General features: G+C 58.8%; 25 protein-coding genes. 12 read left to right on the forward strand and 13 right to left on the reverse strand.

The window, feature by feature from the left end:
- Window positions 1-95 precede the first annotated feature (95 nt).
- The 3 genes from TG4357_RS02725 to TG4357_RS02735 are packed head-to-tail and all read left to right on the forward strand — an operon-like array spanning window position 96 to window position 1627.
- Window positions 96-506: a CopD family protein gene (locus TG4357_RS02725; RefSeq protein ID WP_058261341.1), complete on the forward strand. Its 411-nt coding sequence runs from the start codon at window positions 96-98 to the stop codon at window positions 504-506.
- Window positions 507-509: 3 nt separating this feature from the next.
- A complete protein-coding gene (locus TG4357_RS02730; protein ID WP_058261342.1) occupies window positions 510-1229 on the forward strand; it encodes a DUF599 domain-containing protein in 720 nt (239 codons plus the stop codon).
- A gap of 35 nt (window positions 1230-1264) precedes the next feature.
- A complete protein-coding gene (locus tag TG4357_RS02735) occupies window positions 1265-1627 on the forward strand; it encodes a hypothetical protein (protein ID WP_058261343.1) in 363 nt (120 codons plus the stop codon).
- A 9-nt stretch (window positions 1628-1636) separates the two neighbouring features.
- On the opposite strand, the gene TG4357_RS02740 is transcribed toward TG4357_RS02735, so the two are convergent.
- From TG4357_RS02740 to TG4357_RS02755, 4 genes are read right to left on the reverse strand one after another with little or no spacing between them, the layout of a single operon-like run.
- Window positions 1637-3685 (reverse strand): glutamine amidotransferase, encoded by a 2049-nt coding sequence (locus TG4357_RS02740; RefSeq protein WP_058261344.1) that lies wholly within the window; start codon window positions 3683-3685, stop codon window positions 1637-1639.
- Window positions 3682-6474 (reverse strand): DUF4159 domain-containing protein, encoded by a 2793-nt coding sequence (locus tag TG4357_RS02745; RefSeq protein ID WP_058261529.1) that lies wholly within the window; start codon window positions 6472-6474, stop codon window positions 3682-3684. Before TG4357_RS02745 ends, TG4357_RS02740 begins: the two co-directional genes overlap by 4 nt.
- On the reverse strand, window positions 6474-7349 hold the full coding sequence (locus TG4357_RS02750; RefSeq protein ID WP_139193635.1) for a DUF58 domain-containing protein: 876 nt from the start codon (window positions 7347-7349) through the stop codon (window positions 6474-6476). The genes TG4357_RS02745 and TG4357_RS02750 overlap by 1 nt, the downstream gene beginning before the upstream one ends.
- A complete protein-coding gene (locus tag TG4357_RS02755; RefSeq protein ID WP_058261345.1) occupies window positions 7346-8353 on the reverse strand; it encodes an AAA family ATPase in 1008 nt (335 codons plus the stop codon). The genes TG4357_RS02750 and TG4357_RS02755 overlap by 4 nt, the downstream gene beginning before the upstream one ends.
- Window positions 8354-8422: 69 nt before the next feature.
- Here TG4357_RS02755 and TG4357_RS02760 point away from each other — a divergent pair, with 69 nt between their 5' ends.
- From TG4357_RS02760 to TG4357_RS02770, 3 genes are all read left to right on the forward strand, one after another.
- The gene (locus TG4357_RS02760) at window positions 8423-9016 is read left to right on the forward strand and encodes a DUF1285 domain-containing protein (protein WP_058261346.1); all 594 of its coding nucleotides are present in this window, start codon (window positions 8423-8425) and stop codon (window positions 9014-9016) included.
- Between the two features lie 87 nt (window positions 9017-9103).
- Complete coding sequence (locus TG4357_RS02765) at window positions 9104-9475, forward strand: VOC family protein (RefSeq protein WP_058261347.1); 372 nt, start codon at window positions 9104-9106, stop codon at window positions 9473-9475.
- Window positions 9475-10164, forward strand: coding sequence for a helix-turn-helix transcriptional regulator (locus TG4357_RS02770; protein WP_058261348.1), 690 nt, complete (start codon window positions 9475-9477; stop codon window positions 10162-10164). The genes TG4357_RS02765 and TG4357_RS02770 overlap by 1 nt, the downstream gene beginning before the upstream one ends.
- Here TG4357_RS02770 and TG4357_RS02775 read toward each other — a convergent pair.
- The 3 genes from TG4357_RS02775 to TG4357_RS02785 all read right to left on the reverse strand — a co-directional run bounded on the left by TG4357_RS02775 (window position 10161) and on the right by TG4357_RS02785 (window position 12998).
- Complete coding sequence (locus TG4357_RS02775) at window positions 10161-11045, reverse strand: acyl-CoA thioesterase (protein WP_058261349.1); 885 nt, start codon at window positions 11043-11045, stop codon at window positions 10161-10163. The two genes, TG4357_RS02770 and TG4357_RS02775, sit on opposite strands and share 4 nt — an antisense overlap.
- 103 nt (window positions 11046-11148) lie before the next feature.
- Window positions 11149-12063, reverse strand: a complete 915-nt coding sequence (locus tag TG4357_RS02780) for a cation diffusion facilitator family transporter (protein ID WP_058261350.1) — start codon at window positions 12061-12063, stop codon at window positions 11149-11151.
- A gap of 8 nt (window positions 12064-12071) precedes the next feature.
- Window positions 12072-12998, reverse strand: a complete 927-nt coding sequence (locus TG4357_RS02785) for an ABC transporter ATP-binding protein (protein ID WP_058261351.1) — start codon at window positions 12996-12998, stop codon at window positions 12072-12074.
- A 75-nt stretch (window positions 12999-13073) separates the two neighbouring features.
- Here TG4357_RS02785 and TG4357_RS02790 point away from each other — a divergent pair, with 75 nt between their 5' ends.
- Window positions 13074-13259, forward strand: coding sequence for a zinc-finger domain-containing protein (locus TG4357_RS02790; RefSeq protein ID WP_058261352.1), 186 nt, complete (start codon window positions 13074-13076; stop codon window positions 13257-13259).
- A 143-nt stretch (window positions 13260-13402) separates the two neighbouring features.
- On the forward strand, window positions 13403-16204 hold the full coding sequence (gene polA, locus TG4357_RS02795) for a DNA polymerase I (protein ID WP_058261353.1): 2802 nt from the start codon (window positions 13403-13405) through the stop codon (window positions 16202-16204).
- 94 nt (window positions 16205-16298) lie between these two features.
- Here polA and TG4357_RS02800 read toward each other — a convergent pair whose 3' ends face one another.
- Both TG4357_RS02800 and TG4357_RS02805 read right to left on the reverse strand, forming a co-directional pair.
- Window positions 16299-16682: a histidine triad nucleotide-binding protein gene (locus tag TG4357_RS02800; protein ID WP_058261354.1), complete on the reverse strand. Its 384-nt coding sequence runs from the start codon at window positions 16680-16682 to the stop codon at window positions 16299-16301.
- 8 nt (window positions 16683-16690) lie between these two features.
- Window positions 16691-18268, reverse strand: a complete 1578-nt coding sequence (locus tag TG4357_RS02805) for a DUF5928 domain-containing protein (RefSeq protein ID WP_058261355.1) — start codon at window positions 18266-18268, stop codon at window positions 16691-16693.
- A gap of 144 nt (window positions 18269-18412) precedes the next feature.
- On the opposite strand from TG4357_RS02805, the gene TG4357_RS02810 reads away from it, so the two are divergent.
- Window positions 18413-19231: a sulfotransferase family protein gene (locus TG4357_RS02810; RefSeq protein WP_058261356.1), complete on the forward strand. Its 819-nt coding sequence runs from the start codon at window positions 18413-18415 to the stop codon at window positions 19229-19231.
- Between the two features lie 258 nt (window positions 19232-19489).
- Here TG4357_RS02810 and TG4357_RS02815 read toward each other — a convergent pair whose 3' ends face one another.
- From TG4357_RS02815 to TG4357_RS02825, 3 genes are read right to left on the reverse strand one after another with little or no spacing between them, the layout of a single operon-like run.
- On the reverse strand, window positions 19490-20476 hold the full coding sequence (locus TG4357_RS02815; RefSeq protein WP_058261357.1) for an adenosine kinase: 987 nt from the start codon (window positions 20474-20476) through the stop codon (window positions 19490-19492).
- On the reverse strand, window positions 20473-21117 hold the full coding sequence (gene nth / locus TG4357_RS02820; protein WP_058261358.1) for an endonuclease III: 645 nt from the start codon (window positions 21115-21117) through the stop codon (window positions 20473-20475). Before nth ends, TG4357_RS02815 begins: the two co-directional genes overlap by 4 nt.
- A 51-nt stretch (window positions 21118-21168) precedes the next feature.
- A complete protein-coding gene (locus tag TG4357_RS02825) occupies window positions 21169-22050 on the reverse strand; it encodes a serine hydrolase domain-containing protein (protein WP_058261359.1) in 882 nt (293 codons plus the stop codon).
- Window positions 22051-22146: 96 nt separating this feature from the next.
- Between TG4357_RS02825 and TG4357_RS02830 the strand changes: the two genes are divergently transcribed.
- Together TG4357_RS02830 and TG4357_RS02835 are read left to right on the forward strand one after the other, a co-directional pair.
- Window positions 22147-23001: a methylated-DNA--[protein]-cysteine S-methyltransferase gene (locus tag TG4357_RS02830; protein WP_058261360.1), complete on the forward strand. Its 855-nt coding sequence runs from the start codon at window positions 22147-22149 to the stop codon at window positions 22999-23001.
- Window positions 23002-23138: 137 nt separating this feature from the next.
- Window positions 23139-23795, forward strand: coding sequence for a YiaD family glycine zipper/OmpA-like lipoprotein (locus TG4357_RS02835; RefSeq protein WP_058261361.1), 657 nt, complete (start codon window positions 23139-23141; stop codon window positions 23793-23795).
- Window positions 23796-23945: 150 nt separating this feature from the next.
- Here the strand turns inward: TG4357_RS02835 and TG4357_RS02840 are convergent, their stop codons facing one another.
- Window positions 23946-24344: a VOC family protein gene (locus tag TG4357_RS02840; protein WP_058261362.1), complete on the reverse strand. Its 399-nt coding sequence runs from the start codon at window positions 24342-24344 to the stop codon at window positions 23946-23948.
- 42 nt (window positions 24345-24386) lie between these two features.
- On the opposite strand from TG4357_RS02840, the gene TG4357_RS02845 reads away from it, so the two are divergent.
- Window positions 24387-25193 carry an HTD2 family dehydratase gene (locus tag TG4357_RS02845; RefSeq protein ID WP_058261363.1) on the forward strand — a complete coding sequence of 269 codons (807 nt, stop codon included), beginning with the start codon at window positions 24387-24389 and terminating at the stop codon, window positions 25191-25193.
- The last annotated feature ends 4 nt before the right edge of the window (window positions 25194-25197 follow it).

Genomic DNA, 25197 nt, shown 5'->3' on the forward strand with positions numbered 1-25197 from the left:
GTATTATAACCAAATCGATAGGGCCGCAATTCTTTTCGCAACCCCCGTCACGTCACTGACTTGCGAAAACCTGTCCGGACGGGCAGTAAGAGCACATGGACTGGATAAAAATCATACATATTCTAAGCGTCATGGGATGGATGACCAGCATCTTCGCGGTGCCGCGGGCATTGATTTTCTGGAAACGCGAATATGACCGGCTGGGCGAATTCGGACCTTTGGGCGACCTGACGATCCGGCTGTATCGGTTTTCCACCGGGTTGGCACTCATCGCGCTGGCAACCGGGCTCTGGCTGGGCTGGAACTTGGGCTTTCCCGGCTGGGTCTGGTTGAAGCTGGGACTGGTTTCGGCGCTGGCGGTTCATTACGCTTGGACCGGTAAAATGGTCATGGCCGCGCGCAAGGGGGTATTCCGCGAAAGTGACATGTTCCTGCGCATTTTCAATGAAATCAGCGTCTTTGGCGTGATCGCGGTGCTGTGGACCGTCGTCGTGCAACCGTTCTGAACCATGGCGATCACCGACAGCCTGACTCTGTTCACTGCCTTGGATTTCGCCGCAGTTACGCTGTTGTTTCTGGCTTGGATCATCATCGGCTGGCTGATCCAGAATCCAACTCGCAAACGACCGTCGGTTTCGGTGCTTATGGCGGAATACCGACGCGAATGGATGCGCCAGATGGTCACCCGACAGCCGCGCATCTTCGATGCCCAAACCCTGTCGACCCTGCGTCAGAGCACCTCTTTTTTCGCCTCCGCTTCGCTGATCGCCATCGGCGGGGCGCTGGCGGCGATCGGCAACGCCAACCAGCTTGCTGATGTGGCCAAGGATCTGACGCTCAGCGCCGATCCCAAGCTGGTCTGGGAGGTCAAGTTGTTGGTATCGCTGCTGCTGCTGACCAATGCGTTCCTGAAATTCGTCTGGTCGCACCGGTTGTTCGGCTATTGTGCGGTACTGATGGGCGCGGTGCCCAACGATGCCGAAGATTCGGTTGCCATGCCGCGTGCGATAAAGGCAGCAGAAATCAATATCACCGCCGCGCGCAGCTACAATCAGGGGCTGCGTTCGATCTATTTCGCTTTGGCCAGCTCCGCCTGGCTGCTTGGGGCGACGGCCTTAATCGTAGCGATCGTGGTAACTTTCGCGGTGTTGTGGCGGCGGGAATTCGCATCGAAATCCCGCTCGATTCTGGTACAGAACGACGATCAAATAGGGCACACGCAGTCGTGACTCCACCTGACAAAGCGCAGTGCTAAACTGGCACCATGATAAAGCTTTTCGCACTCCTGACAGCCTCGGTGCTGTCCGCCTCTGCCGCCTTGGCCGAAATCCCGGAAATCCTTGCGGTCGAAACGTCCCGCGTCGGTATGGGCTGGCGTATCGATGTGACGATGCAGCACCCGGACACCGGGTGGGATCATTTCGCCGATGCTTGGGAAGTTCTGGATGCTGACGGAAACCGGCTTGGCATTCGCAAACTGATGCATCCGCATATGGATGAACAGCCTTTCACCAGGTCGCTGATGAATGTGATGGTGCCGGACGGCACCCACGAAGTGTTCGTCCGCTCCCATTGCATGGTTCACGGTTGGTCGCAGGACACCGTTCAGGTATTGTTGGAACGCTAATCCGCCCGTTTATCGTCGGCCTTCCCGCAGCCATGCGGCCAGAATCAGACCCAGACTCAACAGCAGGACCAGCCAAGGCGGCAACAGCGGAATGCGCTTGACCGACAAGGTTTCGGACGCCGCCCGCGGCGTGATCCCGATCCAGCCGCGCCCCGACGCCGGACGGCCGACGCGCACATCCCGAAAACGCGGTACCCCGTCCGACAGGTGCAGCACGCCGCCGCGCAGGGGATCGATCACCGGACGCAGCGATTCACCACTGGCGATGGTTTCTTCGAACTCACGCGGTGCAGCGGGACCCATCCCGATCACCGTCTCGGCATCGGCCTGTTGCAGCCGGTAAAGCCCGATTTCGTCGCCATGGAATTCGGCCACGTGCTGCCCCGGTGTGGTCTGTTGCATCTGCAATGTCACAGTTTCGCCTGACGGGGTGGTGATTTCGACCGGGCCGACGGTTTCCTGCAAGGTCCGACGCAGGATATGCAAATCCTGCCCGGTCGCGGCGGCAGTCAACAGTTCCTCTTCCAGTTCGGGTTCCTTCATCATCCAATGTGCCAGCCGCCGCAGCAATTCCAGTTGAGGCCCACCACCTTCGAAGCCACGCGCCCAAAGCCACGCCTGATCCGAGGCCAACAGTGCGATCCGCCCTTCCCCAACCCGGTTCAGGATCAACAGCGGGGCGTCTTCGGCCCCTGTCATCACCACTTCGCCGTCTTCCGGTTCCAACTCGACCTGACGCATCCAGCGACCCCAGTCGGTGGGCCATTCGGCCTGTAGCCCTGCCGTGACCGGGTGGCGTTCGCCCAGGTCCGTGACTTTTGGCCGGTAGCCTTGTTCGATCACCCGCGCGGTTGGACGCGCCGGGACAATCGTTGCCAAAGGCGAATGATAGATTGAATCCGCGCTGGCGAAATCGGGACCGGCAGCGATCAGCACCGCACCGCCTTCGCTGACATAGCGGCGCACGTTTTCAAGATAGAGCGCTGGCAGAATGCCGCGCCTTTTATAGCGGTCGAAGATGATCAGATCGAAATCGTCGATCTTTTCCAGAAACAATTCGCGGGTCGGAAAGGCAATCAGCGACAATTCCGCCACCGGCACGCCGTCCTGTTTTTCCGGTGGCCGTAGGATGGTGAAATGCACTAGATCGACCGAACTGTCGGATTTCAGCAAATTACGCCAGGTGCGCCCGCCCGGATGCGGTTCACCACTGACCAACAACACCCGCAAACGATCACGCACACCGTTGATCTGTATCAACGCTGTATTGTTACGGTCGGTCAATTCGCCCGCAGCTTCGGGCACCGAAAACTGAATCACGTTGCGCCCCCCATGGGGCAGCGTCACCGGCAATTCAAAGGTTCGGCCCAGCGGCACCATGATGCGGGACGTTTCGCCACCGTTCAGAGTCAGATCCAGTGGTGCCTGATCAGCCCCGAGCGGTGCAGCCCCAGTATCTTCGATCCGGAAGGTTAGCGTCACCGGTTCGCCCAGAATGGCAAAGGCAGGGGCGGTTTCCACCACCAACCGCCGGTCCCAGTCATCGGGTTGCCCGCTCAGCAACAGATGCATCGGCGCTGGCAGGTCCGGCACCCGGTCCAGGTCATGCACCTGACCGTCGCTCAACGCGATGATCCCGGCGATCCGGGTTTGCGGTTCCTGAGCCAACGCATCGGACAACGCGCTGAGCAGCAAGGTGCCGCTATTGTCCGGCCCATCCCCCAGCGCGACCCGCCGCACTTCGGTATTGGGTCGTGCGATCAACCGCTGTGCCAACAGATCTGCCGCCGCTTTGGTCTGACCCGCCCGACCAGCCAGTTCCTGGCTGGCGGATTGATCTTCCAGCAGCACGACGATATCGCTCAGCGCAGCGCGGTCTTCCTGCCGGTAGGACGGTCCTGACAGTGCCGCAACTATCACTACCCCAGCCAACAGGCGCAGCGCCCAACCCGCCAGACCACGCCAATAGGCCAGCCACGCAGCCGCCAGCACCATTGTACCCAGCACCAGAAACACGCCCCAGGGCAGCAGCGGATCGAAAGTGATTTCCCCGTTCATTGACCCAGCCTGTCCAATAGCGCAGGCACGTGCACCTGATCGGATTTATAATTACCAGTCAGCACATGCATGACCAGATTGACCCCGAAACGATAGGCCAGTTCGCGCTGACGCTCCCCGGAATATCCGCGCCCGACCGGATAAAGAGGATTGCCCTGCGGGTCGGTGGCCCAGGCCGCCGCCCAGTCATTGCCGCCGATCACCACCGGCGTCACCCCGTCATTGAGATTGCGAAACGGCATACCGTCGACCTTTTCTGCCCCCGGCGGTGCCGCTTCAACCCAGATATCGCGCCCGCTGAACCTGCCCGGAAAATCCTGCAACAGGTAGAAGGTGCGGGTCAGCACGTGATCTCCCGGCAAGGGTTCCAGCGGCGGAATTGCCAATGGTTCGGCCAGTTGGCGCAATTTACGCCCGTTCGGGCTGGCGGTGCCAAACCCGGCGATATCGGCGTCACGGGTATCGAACACAATCATGCCGCCGGTTCTGAGATACCGATTAAGCCGCTCGTAAGCATCCACCGTCGGGACCGGCTGATCTTCGGTGATTGGCCAGTATAGCAACGGGTAAAACGCCAATTCGTCACGTTCCAGATCGACGCCGATCGGCAGGTCGGGTTCCACCGATGTGCGGAAAAACAGGGTATCGGACAGACCCGTCAACCCGGCGCGGGACACATCGTCGACCCGGGCGTTTCCGGTCAAAACATAAGCCAGCACCACTTCGGAAGTGGCGCTGAGCACGTGCCGGTCTTCTTGCGTGTCTTGCGCCCCGGCACCGGACGGAGCCAGCGCGATCAACCCCGGACCCAGCGCCAGCAACAGGACCGGCACCACGGCTTTTCCACCACGCAGCAATATCCGTCCGGAAAGGGCCAACGTCGCGATCACATCAGCCAGCAAGATCAGCACCGCCAAAGCCAAAAGATAGCCCGCCAACGGCACTTGCTCGGGCCGGTCCAGCCCCACGACCGACACCGATGCGGGCCAGGTCGTGGCAGTCAATTCACGATCGGCCGTCATGACATTTCGGGCTATCAGGCGGGCTTCACCTTGATAAAGACCCGGTTGCAGGTCGCGGCTCAATGGGGCCTGGATCAGGTCTTCACCTGCAACGCCAATCAGGTTTCCTGCATCCTGCAAACGCCCAAACCCGTCCAGCACGCGCAGCGGCTGCCAGACCGACCCGGCCAGATCCTCGGCATCGGGCTGACTTGTGACCGAAGACACCGCCAACCGGTCCAGCATGCGCATGAACAAACCCGACAAGGGCAGGCTTGACCATTCGGCATTGGCCGAGACATGGAACAGAACCACCTTGCCCTGCCCCAGCGTTTTGCGCGTGACCAACGGGGTTCCATCGGACAATTGCGCAATCACCCGTTCGGCCAGCGACGGATCGGGCTGCGCCATCACTTGCGCCGATACTGTGACATCTTCAGGGATCGCCAACCCGTAGAAAGGGCTGGTATCGGCAAAGGGGGCCAACGTCTTGGGTTCACCCCAGCTCATCGCGCCGCCTACCGTTCGACCACCTGATCGCAGCCGCACCGGCATCAGCGGATGCTCTTCGCTGCGGCTCAGATCACTGGCCGCAAGATGCGGCCCGGCGAACCGCAGCAACATACCGCCTTGGTTCACCCATTCCCGCAACGCCTTTTCTTCAGCTTCGGGTAACCCGGCGATATCGGCCAGAATGATTGCATCGGGATTGGCGGGCAGGATATCGCTCAGGCTGCCTTGCAACAGATCCGCCGAAGGCAACAATGCCTGATGCAGGTAATGCAGTGGCGACAGCAATTCCAACCCTTCACGGTCGTCCCGTTCGGTGATCAACGCCACTTCACGGCGCTGCAAGCTGTCATCGCTCAGCACCACCGCTCCGGCGCTGCGCTGTCCCAGAATATCGAACCGGCTGATCCGCGCCCGCAGCTCCGCCGGTAGGGACAGACGCGCTTCGGCGCTTTTGGCCCCAGCTTCGATCTGCACTGGCAAAGTCGCCAGCACCCGTTCCACCCCAGTCGGATCACGACCGTGAGCCCGCAGCTCCAGCGCCATGGCACCCTGCCCCCGGTTGCGTACGGCTGTCAGATGAATTTCGCCATCCTCGAAAACCGGCGGCAGCAGCGCCACCGCGCCGAGATCGTCTTCGAAAACCCGAATTTGACCCCGTTCCTGCAACGCCGCGACCAGTCGGTCATGACCGGCAAATTCCAAACCGTCCGACATCCAGATGGTGTCAAACCCGCCATGGATATCTTGCAGGATCGCCAATGCGTCTTCGATCCCGGCAGCCGTCGGTTCCCAGGCCAACGGTTGCAGACCGGGCAAATGCGCACGCAAATCGCCCGCCGGCTGAAAATTCGACGGTTCGGGGGCGCTCAGTTGCAACACTGCGGCGGTGCGCCCGGCACGATCGGCATCGGCCAGCAACCGGTCCGCCAGATCAAGTCGCGCTTCCCAATCCCCCGCCCCGGCCCAACCGCCATCCAACAGCAACAACACAGGACCGGAGCGTGCCTGTCCTTCGGCGTCTGGGTTCAGCACCGGGCCAGCCAGCCCGACAATCACCGCAGCCGCCGCCAGCATCCGCAACAGGATCAGCCACCACGGCGTTTTGTCGGTAACAGCGTCATCGTCCTTCAGCCCGAGCAACAACACGACGCCGGGAAACAGTCGGCGCAACGGTGCCGGTGGTACCGCGCGTAACAACATCCACAGCACCGGCAACACCACCAATGCCCAAAGCAGCCACGGCGTCGCAAAGCCGATTTGTGCCAACCCGGCCATCACACGGTTCCCCGGTTCAGCGCCTGCCACAGCCATAACAAAGCGACTTGGGCGCTGTCACTGCTGTGATGGGTGTGAAACTGCCAGCCTGTGATCGTGCAAAGATCAGCCAGCTCCGCCTTGCGCCGATTCAGCCGCTGGAGATACCGATCCCGCAATTCACCCGCTTTCAGGGTTTCGTGGCTGACCGTTCCACCGACGCTTTCGAAAATCGTGCGGCCCTGAAACGGGAAGGCTTCTTCGGACGGGTCCAGCACTTGCAACAGGATGCCGCGCACACCGCGATCAGCAGCCTTGGTCAGGGCCTGCCGGACCGCATCGATATCGGCCATGAAATCGGACAGGAATACGGCGCGCGCCTGCGGGATCATCGCGCGCGCTTCGGGCACGCCGTAATCGACAGGGTCATCAACGGACAAGAATTCGGCCAGCCGCAGAATCTGGTTATTGCCCCGCCGTGGTGGCAGCAAGGTCCCGGTTAGCCCGACCCGTTCACCGCCACGCACCAGCAAGATCGCTACCGCCAGCGCCAGCAATCGGGCGCGGTCGGCCTTTTCGGGCAGGTTGTTATGCGATGCAAACCGCATCGAAGCAGCCTGATCAACCCAAAGCATCACGCTTTGAGCGATCTGCCATTCGCGTTCGCGGACATATTGCGCATCGCCCCGCGCCGAACGGCGCCAGTCGATCATCCGCCTTGAATCCCCCGGCTGTACGGGCCGGTATTGCCAAAAATCATCCCCCATGCCCGAACGCCGCCGACCATGTTCACCCAACAAAACCGTCCCGGCCAGATGTTCAGCCCGGGCCAGCAGCGGCGGAAGCGACGCGGCCTGTTCTTCGGCACGCGCCCGAAGGGGCGGTGCCAGGGTCAAGCGGCGGCCTCGATTCGCATCGTGCGCGCCACAGTGGCCGCGATCAGGTCGGCCAGACTGTCACCCCGCGCCCGAGCGGCAAAATTCAACGCCATCCGGTGGCTCAGCACCGGCTGCGCCATTGCCACCACATCCTCAATAGACGGTGCCAGCCGCCCCTGTAGCATCGCCCGCGCCCGCACCGTCAGCATCAGCGCCTGCGCCGCGCGCGGCCCCGGTCCCCAAGCGACGGTCTGTTTCACCCGTTCGTCAGCGGTTTCGTCATCAGGGCGAAAGGCTCGGACCAAATCGAGGATCGCTTCAACCACGCTGTCGCCGACCGGCATTTGCCGCAACAGCGTCTGGGCACGGATCAATTCTGCGGCGGTGAAAACCTGATGCGCCTTGTCTTCTTTGACCCCGGTGGTAGCCAGCAGAATATCGCGTTCGGTCTGACGGTCGGGATAGGCAACATCGATCTGGACCAAAAACCGGTCCAGCTGTGCTTCGGGCAACGGATAGGTACCTTCCTGTTCGATCGGGTTCTGCGTCGCCAATACGTGAAACGGTTCGCCCAGCGCCCGATCTTCGCCCGCCACGGTAATGTGATGTTCCTGCATCGCTTGTAGCAGCGCCGATTGGGTCCGCGGGCTGGCGCGGTTGATTTCGTCGGCCATCAGCAACTGACAAAAAATCGGGCCGGACACGAATCGGAAAGACCGGCGGCCTTCGCTATCGGTTTCCAGAACTTCGGACCCGAGAATATCTGCGGGCATCAGATCCGGGGTGAACTGAATCCGGTTACCGTCCAACCCCATCACTGTGCTGAGCGTATCGACCAGACGGGTTTTACCCAAGCCCGGCAGGCCAATCAGCAACGCATGACCACCACACAGAAGCGCCGACAGGGTCAGATCGACGACCTGTTCCTGACCGATAAACCGCTTTGTGATCGACCCCTTCGCTTCGGCCAGTTTTTCTTCTAGCGCTTCGATCTCGACCAAAAGGTCATTGGGATCGGTCATGGTCAAACTCCGTTATCAGGGATACGTTTGGTATTGAGTGTATCGCGACAAACGCAAATGGCAAAAACTATGAGCAAACAAAAGTCCGTGAAGCCATCGTCAGAAAGCCTGACCGCCGCCGCCCGTGCCGCCTCCAAGGGCAAGGGCCTGCCGCCTGTGCATCTGTGGAATCCACCGTTTTGCGGTGATCTGGATATGCGCATTGCCCGCGATGGAACATGGTTCTATCAGGGCACCCCGATCGGGCGACCCGAACTTGTCCGTCTGTTTTCCACGATTTTGCGAAAGGATGATGACAAGTATTTTCTTGTCACACCGGTCGAAATGGTCGGCATCACGGTAGATGACGCGCCTTTCGTGGCAGTGGATTTCGAAACCGAGGGCGACGGACAGAATCAGGTTCTGACCTTTACCACCAATGTCGGCGACAAGGTCGCCGCCGGCCCCAAGGCGCCGATCCGTGTGGTCCGCGATCCGGAAACCGGGGAACCGTCACCCTATGTGCTGGTCCGTACCAATCTTGAGGCGCTGATCGACCGCAAAAGCTTCTACCGGCTGGTCGATCTATCGTTGCATCACGATGTCGACGGTGCAAGCTGGTTCGGGCTGTGGTCGGGCGGTCAGTTTTTCCCAATCATCCCGTCGGATGAACTTCCGGATTGATCGGCCCGCTGAAACACTGCTGACGGAATGCTGTCAGCAGCCCTGTGTCATAGGTTGTCCGTCAATCAATGATGCGAGGAAAAACACATGACACAGAAACCCATCGTCGTTTGGTCCGAAATCCCGGTTTCGGATATGCAGAAATCCATGGTCTTCTACCAAACCGTTTTCGGATATGACATTACATTGGATGTAACCGGGTCCAATCCCATCGCCGTTCTTGGCAACGCCATGGGAACCGTGGGTGGGCATCTGTACCCGGGTAACCCGGCCCAAACGGGTCAGGGTCCGACCCTGCATCTGGCGGTCCCTGACAAGCTGGAAGACGCAGCCAACCGCTGCGCCCAAGCAGGCGGTAGAGTGTTGAGTGAACCGATCGCGATCCCTCCGGGTCGCTTTGTCTATGCTCAAGATCTCGACGGCAATTCGGTGGGCCTGTTCGAACCGGCAGCCGCCTGATGCGCCGCGCCGACCGCTTGTTCCAGATCGTGCAATATCTGCGCGGTGGGCGGTTGGTGACGGCGGCACAGCTGGCCGAAAAGCTGGAGGTCACGCCGCGGACAATCTACCGCGACGTGGCCGATCTGATCGGCTCGGGCGTTCCAATCGAGGGTGAAGCCGGGGTCGGCTATCTGATGAGCGACGGCTATGACCTGCCACCCTTGATGTTCAGCTCGGACGAAATCGTGGCGCTGGTGACCGGGGCAAGAATGATCCGTGCGTGGGGCGGCACTGCGATGGCAGCCGCCGCCGAAGAGGCGCTGGTCAAGATCAATGCGGTTCTGCCCAAGGCGGCCCGCGACAGAGCCAAAGAGGTGCAGGTGCATGCCCTTGCTTTGCAGGGCATGACCGACGATCTGCGCGATCTGATCGACCGTGTCGAGGCCGCTGCCAACGCCCATATCCGTCTGCAAATCAACTACGAAGACGAAGCCGGCACCGCGTCCAGCCGCAGCGTCCGCCCGCTGGGGCTGTGGTTCTGGGGCAAAATCTGGACCATGGTCTGCTGGTGCGAATTGCGCGAAGATTTCCGCATGTTCCGGCTGGATAGGGTCCAAAGCCTGACCGAGAGAGAAAGATTCAAACCCCAGCCCGGTCAGACTTTGCGTGATTTCTATCGACTGAAAGCTTACAACCGTCGCAGCTAACCTCTAGGTGTCATCTGCCGGATCAACCCTTCCTGCGCGGTTGAGGCCACCAGCCGCCCGTCGCGGGTAAATATCTGGCCGCGGTTGAACCCGCGTGCACCACCGGACCAGGGACTGTCCATTGCATAAAGCAACCATTCGTCCATGCGGAAATCATCATGGAACCAAACCGCGTGATCAAGGCTTGCAAATTGCATGTCGGGATCGACGAACGCCTTGGCAAAGGGCAAAACCGATGTGCCCAGCAAACCGTAATCCGATGTATAGGCCAGCGCCGCCCGGTGCAGGTTGGGATCGTCGCCAAAAGGGCCACGCACCTTGAACCACATGTTCTGAACCGGTTCCTGCGGGTCGCGGGTAAAAGGCGCGCGCAACCCAACGGGGCGCATTTCGATCGGACGCGGGACGCGCAGCCAGTTCAGGAAGGCTTCGGGCAGTTGATCCTTCATCCGTTCGCCGATCTGTTCGTCGCTTTCCAAATCTTCCGGCATCGGCACATCGGGCATTTGCACCTGATGGCTCAAGCCGGGTTCGACAACGTGGAACGATGCTGCCAAGTTTAAAATCGGTTTGCCTGACTGGACAGCCACCACCCGGCGGGTGGCGAAACTGCGCCCGTCGCGGTCACGGTCGACCTGATAAAGCACCGGCTTGGTCGCGTCGCCCGGGCGCATGAAATAGGCGTGCAAGGAATGCACCGGACGGTCCGCCCCGACAGTACGGATCGCCGCCATCAATGCCTGGCCGATCACCTGACCGCCAAAGGATCTCCCGCGCCCCTGCGGCGTTGCGATGCCGCGGAAAAAGTTTTCCTCAACCGTTTCGACCTCAAGCACATCATGAAGCCATTTCGCCATGTTGATTTTTGGCTGATCCGCCATCTTTTTTCCCGTTACAGCACCGAATTGGCCCTCAATCGACGACAATGCGCGGGAAGTTGCAAGCCTAAACAGGAGTTTCGTGTTTGTATCCCAACGTCCGCTTTCAATGACCGATCAGTCTGGCGTCATCACAAGTTTCGCCCGCGGTTTCCAGCTCCAGAACCGCATGCACGATACTGAACTGATCCCTAAGCAGCCGTTTGACATCGCGTTTGACCACCTCGGCCGCGACCCTGCCATCCAGAACGACATGGCTTTCCAGCGCGGTTTCGTGTTCCTGCATACGCCAGACATGAAGATGGTGGATACCTTTAACCCCGTCGATACCGCGCAGCCCGGCCAGCACCAGATCGAGATCGGTATCTTCCGGTGCGCCCAACATCAGGATACGGATCACCGGCACCACACCTTGCCAGGAATGCCACAGGATATATCCCGCGATCAGCAGCGTCACGATCGGGTCCACCAACCGCCAATCGTACAGCAGGATCAGGGTCCCGCCGACAATCACCGCGACAGATCCCAAAGCGTCGGCCACGTTATGCAGGAAAGCCGCGCGCATGTTGACGCTGTCCTTGCTGAACCGCATGATCAGCAGCGCTGTCACCGTGTCGATGACCAGCGCAACAGCCGCGATCACAACCACGATCCAGCCTTCCACTTCGGCCGGGTTGAACAACCGCTGAACACCTTCCGCCGTCAGATAAAACGCCACCACGATCAGTGTGGTGTAATTGATCAGTGCCGCGACGACTTCTGCGCGGCCATAGCCGAAGGTCATTTGCGGATCGGCGGGACGCTTGCCGATGCGACGGGCGAAAAAGGCGATCACCAGAGACAGCGCATCAGACAGGTTGTGGATCGCATCCGCGATCAGTGCCAGCGATCCCGAAATTACGCCCGCCACGATCTGCACCAGTGTCAGAAGGAAATTGACCGCGACCGCCAGCGCCACGCGTTTATCCCCGAGATCGAGATCGGCCCCGTGGTGGTGGTGACCATGATGATCGTTCGGCATGTCGCCCCTCAGCCCCGCGTCAGTTCCAGGAAAATATCTTCGAGATCAGCCTCTTCGGTTTTGACATCGCGTATGCGTATCCCGGCATTGCGCACAGCGGCCAGAACCGCCTCGGCGCTGGTTTCATTGGCGTGATAATTCAATGCCAAGGCCCCATCTGGTCGGGCTTCCACGGTTATGCCTTCGGCCTGAGGCATAGAGGCGGCTGCTTCCTCGGGATGAATGACCATAGTCTTGGCGTCGATCCGGTTCAGCAGGTTCACCTTGCTGTCGCGCGCCACCACCTCGCCTTGGCTGATGATGGCGATCTCGTCGCACATTTCTTCGGCTTCTTCGAGATAATGGGTGGTCAGGATGATGGTCATGCCCTGCTCATTCAGCTTGCGGACATTCGACCACAGCATTTGGCGCAGTTCGATATCCACCCCAGCCGTTGGTTCATCCAGCACTAGAATATGCGGCGCATGAACTAACGCCTTGCCCAACAACAACCGCCGCCGCATACCGCCCGACAGGGTGCGGGCATAGGCTTCGGCTTTATCTTCCAGACCGATCAGTTTCAGAATCTCGTCGGTGCGGCGCTGCGCTTTGGGCACACCATAAAGCCCAGCCTGCACCTCCAGCGCTCCCCGAGGCGAAAAAAATGCATCCAGATTCAATTCCTGCGGCATCACCCCGATAGAAGCACGCGACTGGCGTGGATTCACATCCTGATCGAAGCCCCATATCGTCACCTGACCGCTGGTTTTGACCACCAGCCCGGCCAGAATATTGATCAGCGTCGATTTCCCGGCTCCGTTCGGTCCCAGCAGCCCAAAAACAGACCCTTGCGGAATATCCAGATCGATTCCCTTCAGCGCCAGCTTTTCCGGTTGTCCCTTGGCGCCGCGATAGGTCTTGCGCAGCCCCCGGATTTCAATGGCATTCCCGCTCATGGCCCACTTGCCCCTAGCTTTGTGATCGCTCATAACAGCACCTAGTTCTTTTGCAGCCAAAAGGAAACGTCCCAGATGACGACGCAAGCGCCCGAAACCAAAATTGTCGAGAGCTCCAAGATTGCCTGCGACGGCGGCGAAGGCGCCCTTGGCCACCCGCGCGTCTGGCTGCACATCCCGGAAGAAACGGGTTTCGTCGAATGCCCCTATTGCGACGCCAAATATATCCTGAAGGGATCAGCGGCGGATCAGGTGGGCTGAGCCACGCAGATTTTTGCGGACGGCAACCGTCCGATTTAAGTATTTATTGCAAGATGAAATGCATTCGACGTCCGGCGGTCTGGCCGTGCGGGGCTTTGCATGGCATGAAAGACCGTGCCTGATCGAACCATGGGAGAGACAGCATGACATTCGGCAAGGGGTGCCACCTGCACCTGATCGACGGATCGGCCTTCATCTTCCGCGCCTATCACGCGCTGCCGCCGCTGACGCGGAAATCCGACGGCTTGCCGATCGGCGCGGTGGCCGGGTTCTGCAACATGCTGCAACGCTATGTCGACGGCAATCACGGGTCGGACGCACCGACCCATGTGGCGGTGATTTTTGATCATTCCGGCAAAACTTTCCGCAACGATTTGTATGATCAGTACAAGGCACATCGCCCGCCCGCGCCCGAAGACCTGAAACCGCAATTTCCGCTGACCCGCGACGCCACCCGCGCCTTCAACATCGCCTGCGAAGAAATCGAAGGCTTCGAAGCCGATGACATCATCGCCACCCTGGCGGTGCAGGCGCGCGAAGCGGGCGGGCGGGTAACCATCGTCAGTTCCGACAAGGACCTGATGCAGTTGGTCGGTGACGGGGTTGAAATGCTTGACCCGATGAAGAACAAACGGATCGACCGCGACGGTGTGATGGAAAAATTCGGCGTTGGCCCGGAACGGGTGGTCGATGTGCAGGCTTTGGCGGGCGACAGTGTCGACAATGTGCCCGGTGCGCCGGGGATCGGGGTAAAAACCGCCGCCTTGCTGATCAACGAATTCGGGTCGCTAGAAGACCTGCTGGACCGGGCCGAAGAGATCAAGCAACCCAAGCGTCGCCAGACCCTGATTGAAAAGCGCGATCAGATCGAGATGTCAAAAAGGTTGGTGCAACTGGACTGCTACATGGATCTGGATTTCAGCCTCGACGATCTGGAAGTGCGCGATCCCGATCCCGAAAAACTGATGCATTTTCTGGCCGAGATGGAATTTCGCACCCTGACCAAGCGGATCGCCGATCAGCTGGGAATCGAACCGCCCGTGATCATCGATACCGATCCGCGTGGCGCCGAACCGGGCGAGGCCGATACGCCCCAAGACCTGCCCTTCAAGCCAGAAGATTATGACTGTGTACGCGATGCCACGGCATTGCTCAAATGGATCGCCCAAGCGCGTGAACGCGGCTATGTGGCGGTGGATACAGAAACCACCGGACTTGACGAAATGCGCGCCGATTTGGTCGGCATTTCGCTTTGTATTGAACCCGGGCAGGCCTGCTATATTCCTCTGACCCACAAGGACGGATCGGATGACCTGTTTGGGTCGGACAATCTGGCCGAGGGGCAGATGGGGCTGGACGAGGCGTTGCAATTGCTCAAACCCGTCTTCGAGGATGACAGCATCCTGAAGATCGGCCAGAACATGAAATATGACGCCAAGATTTTCGCCCGCTATGGCGTGAACGTCGCGCCGATCGACGACACGATGCTGATGTCTTATGCAATGAATGCCGGGCTGCACGGGCACGGGATGGACACGCTGTCGGAACGCTATCTGGGTCATACGCCGATCCCGATCAAAACCCTGTTGGGCAGCGGCAAAAGCCAGATTACTTTCGACCGGGTGCCAGTTGACGACGCTGTGAAATACGCCGCCGAAGACGCCGATATCACCCTGCGCCTGTGGCAGCTGTTCAAACCGCAACTGCACCAGACCCGCGTCACCACTGTCTATGAAACACTGGAACGGCCATTGGTGCCGGTGCTGGCGCAGATGGAAATGACCGGCATCAAGGTCGACCGTGATACGCTGTCCCGGATGTCGAACGCCTTCGCTCAGAAGATGGCCGGGTTCGAGGCCGAACTGTACCAACTTGCCGGTCACGAATTTAACGTGCAGTCCCCCGCGCAGGTCGGCGCGATCCTGTTCGAGGAAATGGGCCTTGAAGGCGGCAAGAAAACCAAAAGCGGCCAATGGTCGACCCCTGCGGACGTTCTGGAAGATCTGGCCACCGAACATGATTTCGCCGCGCGGGTGCTGGAATACCGCCAGCTGCAAAAGTTGAAGTCGACCTACACAGACGCTCTACAGGATCACATCCACCCCGACACCGGGCGGGTGCATACGTCCTACCTGCAAACCGGAGCAAATACCGGGCGCTTTTCGTCTTCCGACCCGAACCTTCAAAACATCCCGGTACGATCAGAAGAAGGGCGGCGCATCCGTGAAGCCTTTATTGCCGATGAGGGCAAGGTGCTTTTATCGCTCGACTACAGCCAGATTGAACTGCGCATCCTAGCCGAAATCGCCGGGATTGATGCCCTGAAACAGGCGTTCAAGGACGGCTTGGATATTCACGCGATGACCGCATCGGAAATGTTCGACGTGCCGATGGAAGACATGACCCCGGAAATCCGCCGCCGCGCCAAAGCCATCAATTTCGGCGTGATTTATGGCATTTCCGGCTTCGGTCTTGCCCGCAACCTGCGCATTCCGCGAGCCGAGGCGCAGGCCTTTATCAATCGTTATTTCGAACGGTTCCCCGGCATCCGCACCTATATGGATGAAACCAAATCTTTTGCCAAAGAACATGGCTTCGTCCAGACCCTGTTCGGACGCAAGATCAACACCCCGGAAATTACTGCCAAGGGACCGCGCGCGGGCTTTGCCCAACGCGCCGCGATCAACGCGCCAATTCAGGGCACGGCGGCGGATGTGATCCGCCGCGCGATGATCCGTATGCCCGCTGCAATCGCGGACCTGCCCGCCAAGATGCTGCTGCAAGTGCATGACGAATTGCTGTTTGAAGTGGATGCGAACCGCGCCGACGATGTCATCGCCCGCGCCCGCGAGGTGATGGAAACCGCCGCAGCACCAGCCGTTCATCTCTCGCTGCCGCTGACCGTCGATGCCGGGCAGGGCGCCAACTGGGCCGAAGCGCACTGAAATGGAGCGCGCCGAGAAGAAACCACGGCCCTCCTCTTGATCTTCTTCTGTTCGAAAGTATCCTGGGGGTTTGGGGGCTGGCCCCCAATCGGGCTTAACCCGCTTTTTGCACCATCCGGCCCATCCAGCGCCCACCCAGCACATGCACATGCAGATGTGGGACTTCCTGTACGCCATTTTCGCCCGAATTTGAAATCAACCGAAACCCGTCGCCGTTTTCCCCCGCCTGAACCCCGGTCAATTTACAGACCTCGCCCACCGCGCGGGTGAAATCGACGATTTCTTCGGGCGACGCTTCCAAAGCGAAGTGATCGTAGCAAACATAGGGGCCTTTGGGGATCACCAACACATGCACCGGGGCCTGCGGTTGAATGTCATGAAATGCCAGCGCATGTTCGGTTTCCAGAACCGTCTTATTCGGGATTTCGCCGCGCAAAATCTTGGCAAAGATATTTTGATCGTCGTAGCTATAGGTCATCGGCCATCTCAGTCTGAATACAAATAATCGATTCCAACGATTTCTTGCGCTTTGTCTTCGGAAATAGCAAGAAACCGCGCCACCGCATCTATGTTTTCTTCAAGTTTTCCAGATTCGCGGATGCGGGTATGGTTGTCGAAATTGGCGTCCCTGATCCGGTCGGCTTCGAACGACAGGTCGTGGCGGATCGTGGGTAACAGTCGTTGCAGCGTTTCTTGCGGGGTTTGTTCCCCGGCCAGGCCGATCCGCATCGCGTGGCCAACCAGATAGTCGTCGGTGAAATCCACATCGACCTCGAGCAACCGCGTGGTCGACCGATCGCCGCAAAAATCCTGTAACAGGTCCAACGCACCTGGATCGAGACAGATGATCAACCGGTCGGTCGCGAAATAGTCAAACAGCATCCGCATCAAGGCCCGGCGGTGGCGGTGGCGCTTGGGAATGGTTTTCTGAATCCCGCCTAGGTCGGGCAGTGGCGTTGATTCTTCGTTGAACAAATACTCGATCGCCGGGATATTGGTGGCCCGGCGGATCTGTTCCAGCAACCGCTTGGCAACATGCCATTTCTTGCAGATCACAATCAGTAATTCGCGTTCGCGGCCCAAGGTGCTTTCGCTTTCCCAAAACCGCATGCCGAAACGGCGCCCGATCCGGCCGCGACCGCTCAGAAATTTAAACAGGCTGCGGCCTTCGTTGGAAATTTTGAACGACACCCCTTCAGCGGCGTATAGCGCCCCCAGCCGCGCCTTCAATTCGCGTGCTTCGGGGCTGATCTTGCGAGCGAACAAAAAATCCTGGCTGACCAGCAGGTCGAAGTGATCGTTGTAAAACGTCACCGGCATGCCGTAATCGGAAAACATAAGAAAGGTCAGCGTGCGGGATTCGATTTCTTCTTCCGGGACCAGATGGCGCACCAAGGTCTGAAAAAAGGTTTCATCGGGAATCCAAGTGGTGCGGAAGAACCGCATCACATCTTTTCGTTTCTTGGTGAAGTCCACGATCCATTCGATGGTGCGACGGCGCAGGCACCACCATTGGCTGCCGATCTGAACCTGGATATCATGCGGGACATCCCGCTCCATCCCCAGTTTTTTCTGCAAATTATAGGCCCAGTAATAGCGTTTGGGCTGTGTCCGCTCGTTAAAATAATGCCGATAGATCAACCGGTCTTCTTTCATCCCGGTCTTGATCCAGTCACTTTCGAAGAAATCGAAGCTTTCGATGAAATCCCGATCATTATCGTCAAGGAAATCATGTGAATACTGCGCCGATTTGATCGCCATGCAGTCGCCTGACAACATGTAGAAATGAGTCGCACGTGGAAATGCTTCCAGCGCCGATTGAACCGCGTTCAAAGAAGCCTGCACCAGGCTCCATTCACCCCAGCCACATTTGATTCGCTTTTTGGCGAAAGTGACATTGGGATTATCCTTCAGCGCCGCCCTGATTTGCCGAAAATGTTCCGTTTTGGCCCGCGCATCGAAGTGAATCGACATATAGTCGCCCGCCGCAGTCAGGCGTTCGGCCTGAGAAATAATGGCCTCTGGGTCCTTGTGGCACAGAAGGATGAACGCAATTCTTGCCATCTACGGAAACGATAGCCCCTTTTTTCTGATATTGTTTACATAGATACGGCTGATCGGAGATTGAATAAACCTGAATTCTTTGGTTTTTTTAAACAAAAGCAAAAGCTCTGCGTTTATAGGGGCAATAATCGGAGGCAAAGTTTCATGGGTTTTCCCGGCACCTGGATGACGGAAAGCGAAAGCGTGGTTTACCGCGTCGTTCCGAAATGCGCTTGTTCGACCATCGGACAGATCATGTTCTATTCCGATCATGGTGAATTCTTCAACGGGGACATCCATGACGCCAAGGCCGGAATGCACAAATGGGCCTTCGAAGAAAGCCAGTCATTGATCACCCGGAATGTGCAGCATCACACCTCGTATGCGTTCACTTGCGTGCGCAACCCCTATAGCCGCATCCTGTCGAGCTTTTTTGACAAGATCTGCGGTATCCAACGCAACGGCCGGCGCTATCGCGGCAATCTGGTGCCAATGCTGATTCAGAAATACGGCATCGAGGTCGGCGGCGAGGATGGTCAGGACGACTTCGACCAGATCAAGAGTTTCCGCCGTTTCCTGCTGTTTGCCCGCGACACCATCCGGTGGCGCAAACCGATGGATCCGGACATCCATTGGTCGGCGATGTCGGGCCATATTTCCACCTTCATCGTCAATGGCGGGCTATACGACAAGATCTTCTATACCGAAAAATTCAACGAAGGCATGCAGCAGGTTCTGGACCAAATCGAAACGCCTTTTGAGGTCGATCTGGCCACGATCCCACGATTCAACGAATCCGAAGGCCACGGCCCCAAACGCGCCCATCCGATCGAGGATTATTTCGACGATCTGTCGATGCATCTGGTTTACGAAATGTACAAACGTGATTTCGACATGTTCAAATACGATTTCGAAAATCCGGGCAACAAGCTGCCGATCGGCGAAATCGATCTGGACGAGGTTCATGCCAAACTGGGGGACTGAGCGTCGGGCTCTTTAATCTTGGATTCGCCTGCGGCGGGCGGGTTTAGGGGCGCTGCCCCTCTTGGCCCATGGCCAATTCACCCCGGAGTATTTCAGCCAAGATGAAACCCCTTCGTTAACCGGGTTCGGGCTTCCATAGCTGCACAGTACAGGCTGGAAAGCCGGTGACCGCCCAAGGCGAGGCCAGCCTGTGGCGTGGGGCGCAACATGCTGCATCATCTTGGCAAAAACACCGCAGATCCAGCAAAATCCAAAGGGTCAGGCGATCAGCCCTTGCTGGCGGAACAGGTCGTTCAGATCAGCTTCGGGGCGGGCACCGAAATGGCTGATTACCTCGGCGGCGGCGATGCATCCCATGCGGCCGGCCGTTTCCAATGGCACACCGGTAGCGTAGCCATACAGGAAGCCCGCAGCGAATTGATCCCCGGCCCCGGTCGCATCGACCGGGATGATTTCAGTAACCGGCACCACCGCTTCTTCGGCGCCGCGCACCAGCACCACGTCATGGCCGGACCGGGTACAGACCACCAGACCGGAATCGCTCGCGGCCTGTTCCAAAGCCGTGCTGAGATCGGTCTGGTAGAGCGATTCCCATTCGTGCTGATTGCCGATCACGTAATCGAGTTCCTTGACCAAACGGCGGAAATCGTCGCGGTGGCGATCGACGCAGAACGGATCGCTAAGCGCGATCCCGGCCTTGCCACCCGCCGCGCGACACAGTTTCGCGGCCCGTTCGAACGCGTCTTTTCCCTTTGGCTTGTCGTAGAGGTAGCCTTCTAGGAACAGGATTTCGGCATCGCCTGCAACATCATCGGCCACATCATCAGGCCCCAGTTCCGAAGATATGCCCAGATAGGTATTCATCGAACGTTCGCCATCAGGCGACACAAAAATCATCGAGCGCGACGTCGGCAATTCCCCCCCCACCACCGGCGAGTTGACGAAATCGGTGCCGTCCTTGGCCATACCATCGGCATAGAACCGACCCAGCGCATCGTCATGCACCCGTCCGATAAAGCCGGTGGTCAGCCCCAGATTGCCCAGCCCGGCCAGTGTATTGGCCACCGATCCACCCGGTGCCTGGGTCCGGTTGGTCATCGCGCCATACAGCAATTCACCGCGATCTCGTTCAACCAACTGCATGATGCCTTTCTGAATGCCCATCAGGTCGAGGAAGCTATCATCGCTTTGGCTGATGACATCGACAATGGCATTGCCGATCCCGACAATCTGATATTTTTTCATGGGGTTTTATCCTCGTAATAGCAAAGGTCGCGGATCAAGCACGCATTGCATTTGGGTTTGCGCGCCACGCAGGTATAACGCCCGTGAAGGATCATCCAGTGATGCGCATGCAACTGGAAATCCACCGGGATATTGTCTTCGATGGCACGTTCGACGGCGACGACATCCTTGCCCACCGCCACGCCCGACCGATTGCCGAAGCGGAAAATATGGGTGTCGACCGCCTGCGCCGGATAGCGCCACCACATGTTCAGAACCACATTGGCGGTCTTGCGACCGACGCCAGGCAGGCTTTGAAGCGCGGCGCGGGAATTGGGCACCTCACCGTCATAGTCTTCGACCAGGATCCGGCTGAGTTTGATCACGTTCTTGGCCTTGTTGCGGTAAAGCCCGATGGTCTTGATATGCGCGATCAACCCATCTTCGCCCAAGTCCAGCATCTTTTGAGGCGTATCGGCGATCTTGAACAATTCGCGCGTCGCCTTGTTCACACCTTTGTCGGTCGCTTGCGCCGACAGCGCCACCGCCACCACCAGAGTATAGGCGTTGACGTGGTCGAGCTCGCCTTTAGGCGAGGCCTCGGCAGTCTGGAACCGGGTAAAAATTTCACGGATGCTGTGATAGTTGAGTTGTCTGGGCATAGGGCACGGTCTGATTGCTTTGTTCCCCCCTATCCGGGTAGGCCCCGAATTTCAACGACAAGCCGCAACGCGCAGCGTTTCCCATTCCGCTGGTGTTTCATCTCCACCCTGGACAAAGCTGGCCACGGTCACGCCTTGATCGGGAAAATGCGCCACGTGATTGGCCGAAAACGGGCCACAACCAGAATGACCAAGGATCGTCGCCCCACTTTCGACCTGCCCAATCATTAGACCCAGACCATAGCCGGTTCGTCGCCACGGTCGCCCCTCTATGCCGCCGCCGTGCATATGCAGCGCGGTCATTTGATCGACAAGGTTCGACGACAACAGCCCGCCAACCAGTATACCATGCAATATCCGGGTGGCATCGGCCGCATTGCCCATCATGCAGCCGTGATAGACCCAGCCAGGGTGGTATCCCCCACTGTCCCACACCAGCCCCGAGAAATCCCGTGGCATCCGCGCCAACCGGACGGACTGCACCCCCAATGGCAGGGCCAGACGACGCGCGACGATCGTACCCAGATCGGCACCTTCGCTGACTTCCAGCGCGAATCGTGCCTGCATGTAACCGATATTGGAATAACGCCAACCCGCGCCCGGTTCCCATAGCAGATCATCGGCACGGGCCTCTTCCAGCATCTGACCAACCGGCCAAGGGTCTTCCCCCGCCTCCACCGCCGCGTGATAGCGCCCAACGGTGCCGTAATCGCGCAATCCCGAGCTATGCGCCAACAGGTGGCGCAGGCTGTAGGGCTTGCCGGGCAGGGCCGCGTCAAGATCCAGCACACCTTCTTCAGCGCGTAGTAACAGACAAGCGGCAATCAGGGTCTTGGTAAAGCTCCACCATGGCAGCACCTCATCCGGCGCATCATCGCGCCACAGTGTCCCAGTCGCATCCACGGCTGCGGAAATGAATCTTTGGTTTGCCATAGCACAAGCGTGGTCCGAACCGGATGAAAGCGCAAGTTTCGGGTCGCTTGCAGAGGTCATGCTGCGATAAGCTATGAGCGAAAGAAGGGAACCCCTATGCTGTCTCAGACACCAGAAACCGGCTATCATTACAACGTCATGCGCCGCGCCATCGAGTTGATCGATGCGGCCGGGCCGGGGTTAAGCCTGAACGATCTGGCGACGCAGATGGGGATGAGCCCGGCGCATTTTCAGCGGCTGTTTTCACAATGGGCCGGGGTGTCGCCGAAACGGTATCAGCAATACCTTACGCTGGACCATGCCAAGACATTGTTGCGCGACAACATGACGACGCTGGATGTCAGCCATCAGGTCGGATTGTCGGGCAATGGCCGATTGCACGATCTTTTCATCCGGTGGGAAGCGATGAGCCCCGGGGAATATGCCCGCGCCGGGGATGGGTTGAACATCTTCTGGGGCTGGTTCGACAGCCCGTTCGACCAAGCGCTGGTGATGGGCACGTCAAAGGGGCTGTGCGGCCTTGCCTTTGCTGCGGAAACCGGCCCCGAGGCAGCGTTTCAGGACATGTTTTCGCGCTGGCCCAAGGCCAAATTCACCGAAGACCCGATAATGCTGAGACCTCTGGTCGACGCAGCCTTCACGCAGAAAGGCGAAACCGCGCTGCACATGATCGGCGCGCCGTTCCAGATCAAGGTGTGGGAAGCGCTGCTGCATATTCCGTCGGGCCATGTGACGACCTATTCCGAAATCGCGGGCAGCATCGGTAAACCCAAGGCGGTGCGCGCTGTGGGCACTGCGGTCGGGCGCAATCCGGTCAGTTGGCTGATTCCATGCCATCGCGCCTTGCGCAAATCCGGTGCCTTGGGTGGCTATCACTGGGGTCTGCCGGTGAAACGCGCGCTTCTGGCCTATGAATCGGCTCGCGCCGAGGCAGAAAGCAATGCCGCCTGACAAGGCAGAGAAGCCCCGATCCCACAGATACGCGGATTGCCGCCGATACTGACGCAGAGTTGTGTTTTGATACACATTGCAACAGTCTATATTGGCGGCGACCCGCACCTGCGGAGACAAACATGAGGCTAAACACCATGACACGAGCATCCAAAGTCGTTCTTTTTGTGGTTGGCGCATCGCTGCTGACCACCACTGCCTGTACCGATCCTGCGATGATGGGCGGCACCGATCCCAACCAGCGCACCAAAGAAGGTGCTGTGATCGGCGGCGTACTGGGTGCCATCACCGGGATGGCCGTCAGCAAGGACAAGGGAAAAGGCGCGATCATCGGCGGTGTTCTGGGGGGCGTGACCGGTGCCGCCATCGGCAGCGACCTGGACAAGCAAGAAGCCGAATTGCGCAACAGCTTGGACAACAATGTACAGATCACCAATACCGGCGATCGGTTGATCGTGACCATGCCGCAGGACATTCTGTTCGCCACCGACAGCACCTATGTCCAACCGGTATTGCAGGATGATTTGCGCGCCGTCGCCGCAAGCCTGAACCGCTATCCCAACAGCAGCGTTCAGGTCGTTGGCCATACCGACAATACCGGATCGGCCCAATATAATTTCGACCTCAGCAATCGCCGTGCGGCTTCGGTTTCTTCGATCCTGATCGGGGCAGGCGTTTCGGCGTCTCGGGTTCTGACCATCGGTCGCGGAGAAGATCAGCCCATCGCCTCCAACCTGACCCCGGAAGGCCGGGCGCAAAACCGACGGGTGGAAATCGTGATCCTTCCGAACTGATCGACCATAGAAGAACATGAACAGGCGGCTTGCGACAGGCCGCCTGTGCTTGAGGTTAGATCGCCCATGAAGCAGGCAGGCTGGAAAACGCCCGCTATCTTGAAACGCTGGGTCAATTGATGACCCGATTGCGGGCCGAAATCGGTTATTTCAAACAAGGTTTGAAATCTCGATCAGATTGCCATCGGGATCGCGCAGATAGATTGACAGGATCGGCCCAGTTGCACCGCTGCGTCGTACTGGCCCCAGTTCGATTTCAACACCCGCCTTGACCAGATGCCGTGCCCAATCTGCGACCCGGGTCTGGCTCAGAAAACACAGATCCGCCGATCCCGGGGCCGCGTGGCGCGCCTTTGGCAGGAATTCCGCCCCCGCCTGATGCAGGTTGATTTTCTGAGTGCCAAAATACAGCGCCCAGCGGCTGCTGTCATCGACCGCATCGAACCGGTCGGCCCGCATCCCCAGCACTTCCGAATAAAACGCGACCGTTGCCGACAGATCGGCCACCGTCAAAACCAGATGATCCAGTGCAGCAAGTTCCGGTGCCATTTTTTAATTGCCCCTCTGCTGTCTCGAATTTACCCTCTCATTATGCATGAAGACCTGCCAGAAGAAACCCGCCAGACCGATGTGATGGACCCGGCCCGTGCCGCTGCTTTGCAGATCAGCCTCGGACTGCCCGCCACAATCGAAACCGGCAGCCCTTTGCCGCCCTTCTTCCATCAAATTTATTTCTGGGATCCAGAACCCACTACCCGTTTGGGCCGCGATGGACACCCGGCGACTGGCATCGGGTTGATTCCCGACCTTGGTCTTCCGCGCCGCATGTGGGCCGGGGGCGGGCTGGAATTTCACGAACCATTGCGGGCAGGTATCACAGCACAAAAACGGGTATCCGTCGCCGAAATCAGCCGCAAGGAGGGCCGCACCGGCCCATTGGCATTCGTGACCCTGAAACATGAACTGTTTCAGAACGACCACCTGTGCGTGACAGAATATCAGGACCTCGTGTATCGTCAGGATCCATCACCGGAGGCAACCAAACCGGCAGCCCCGGTTGCCGCCACAGACGAAGACCATTGCGAACAGGCCGATTTCACGTCGACCCTATTGTTTCGCTATTCGGCACTTACCTTCAACGGCCACCGTATTCATTACGATACGGAGTATGCCCGCGATATCGAAGGCTATGCCGGCTTGGTCACCCACGGGCCGCTTCTGGCGCAGTTATTGATGCTTTTGGCCGAACGCCGGATGGGAGCCTTGAAACATTTTACCTTCCGCGCCACCGCGCCCTTGATATTGGGGGAAACGGCAACGCTATGCTGGAAAGAAAACGGTGACATGTGGATTCGCGCGCCCGATGGCCGCCAATGTATGAAGGCCAAGGCAGGCTAGAAGC

It is taken from the genome of Thalassovita gelatinovora, from assembly GCF_001458355.1.
Lineage (GTDB): Bacteria > Pseudomonadota > Alphaproteobacteria > Rhodobacterales > Rhodobacteraceae > Thalassobius > Thalassobius gelatinovorus.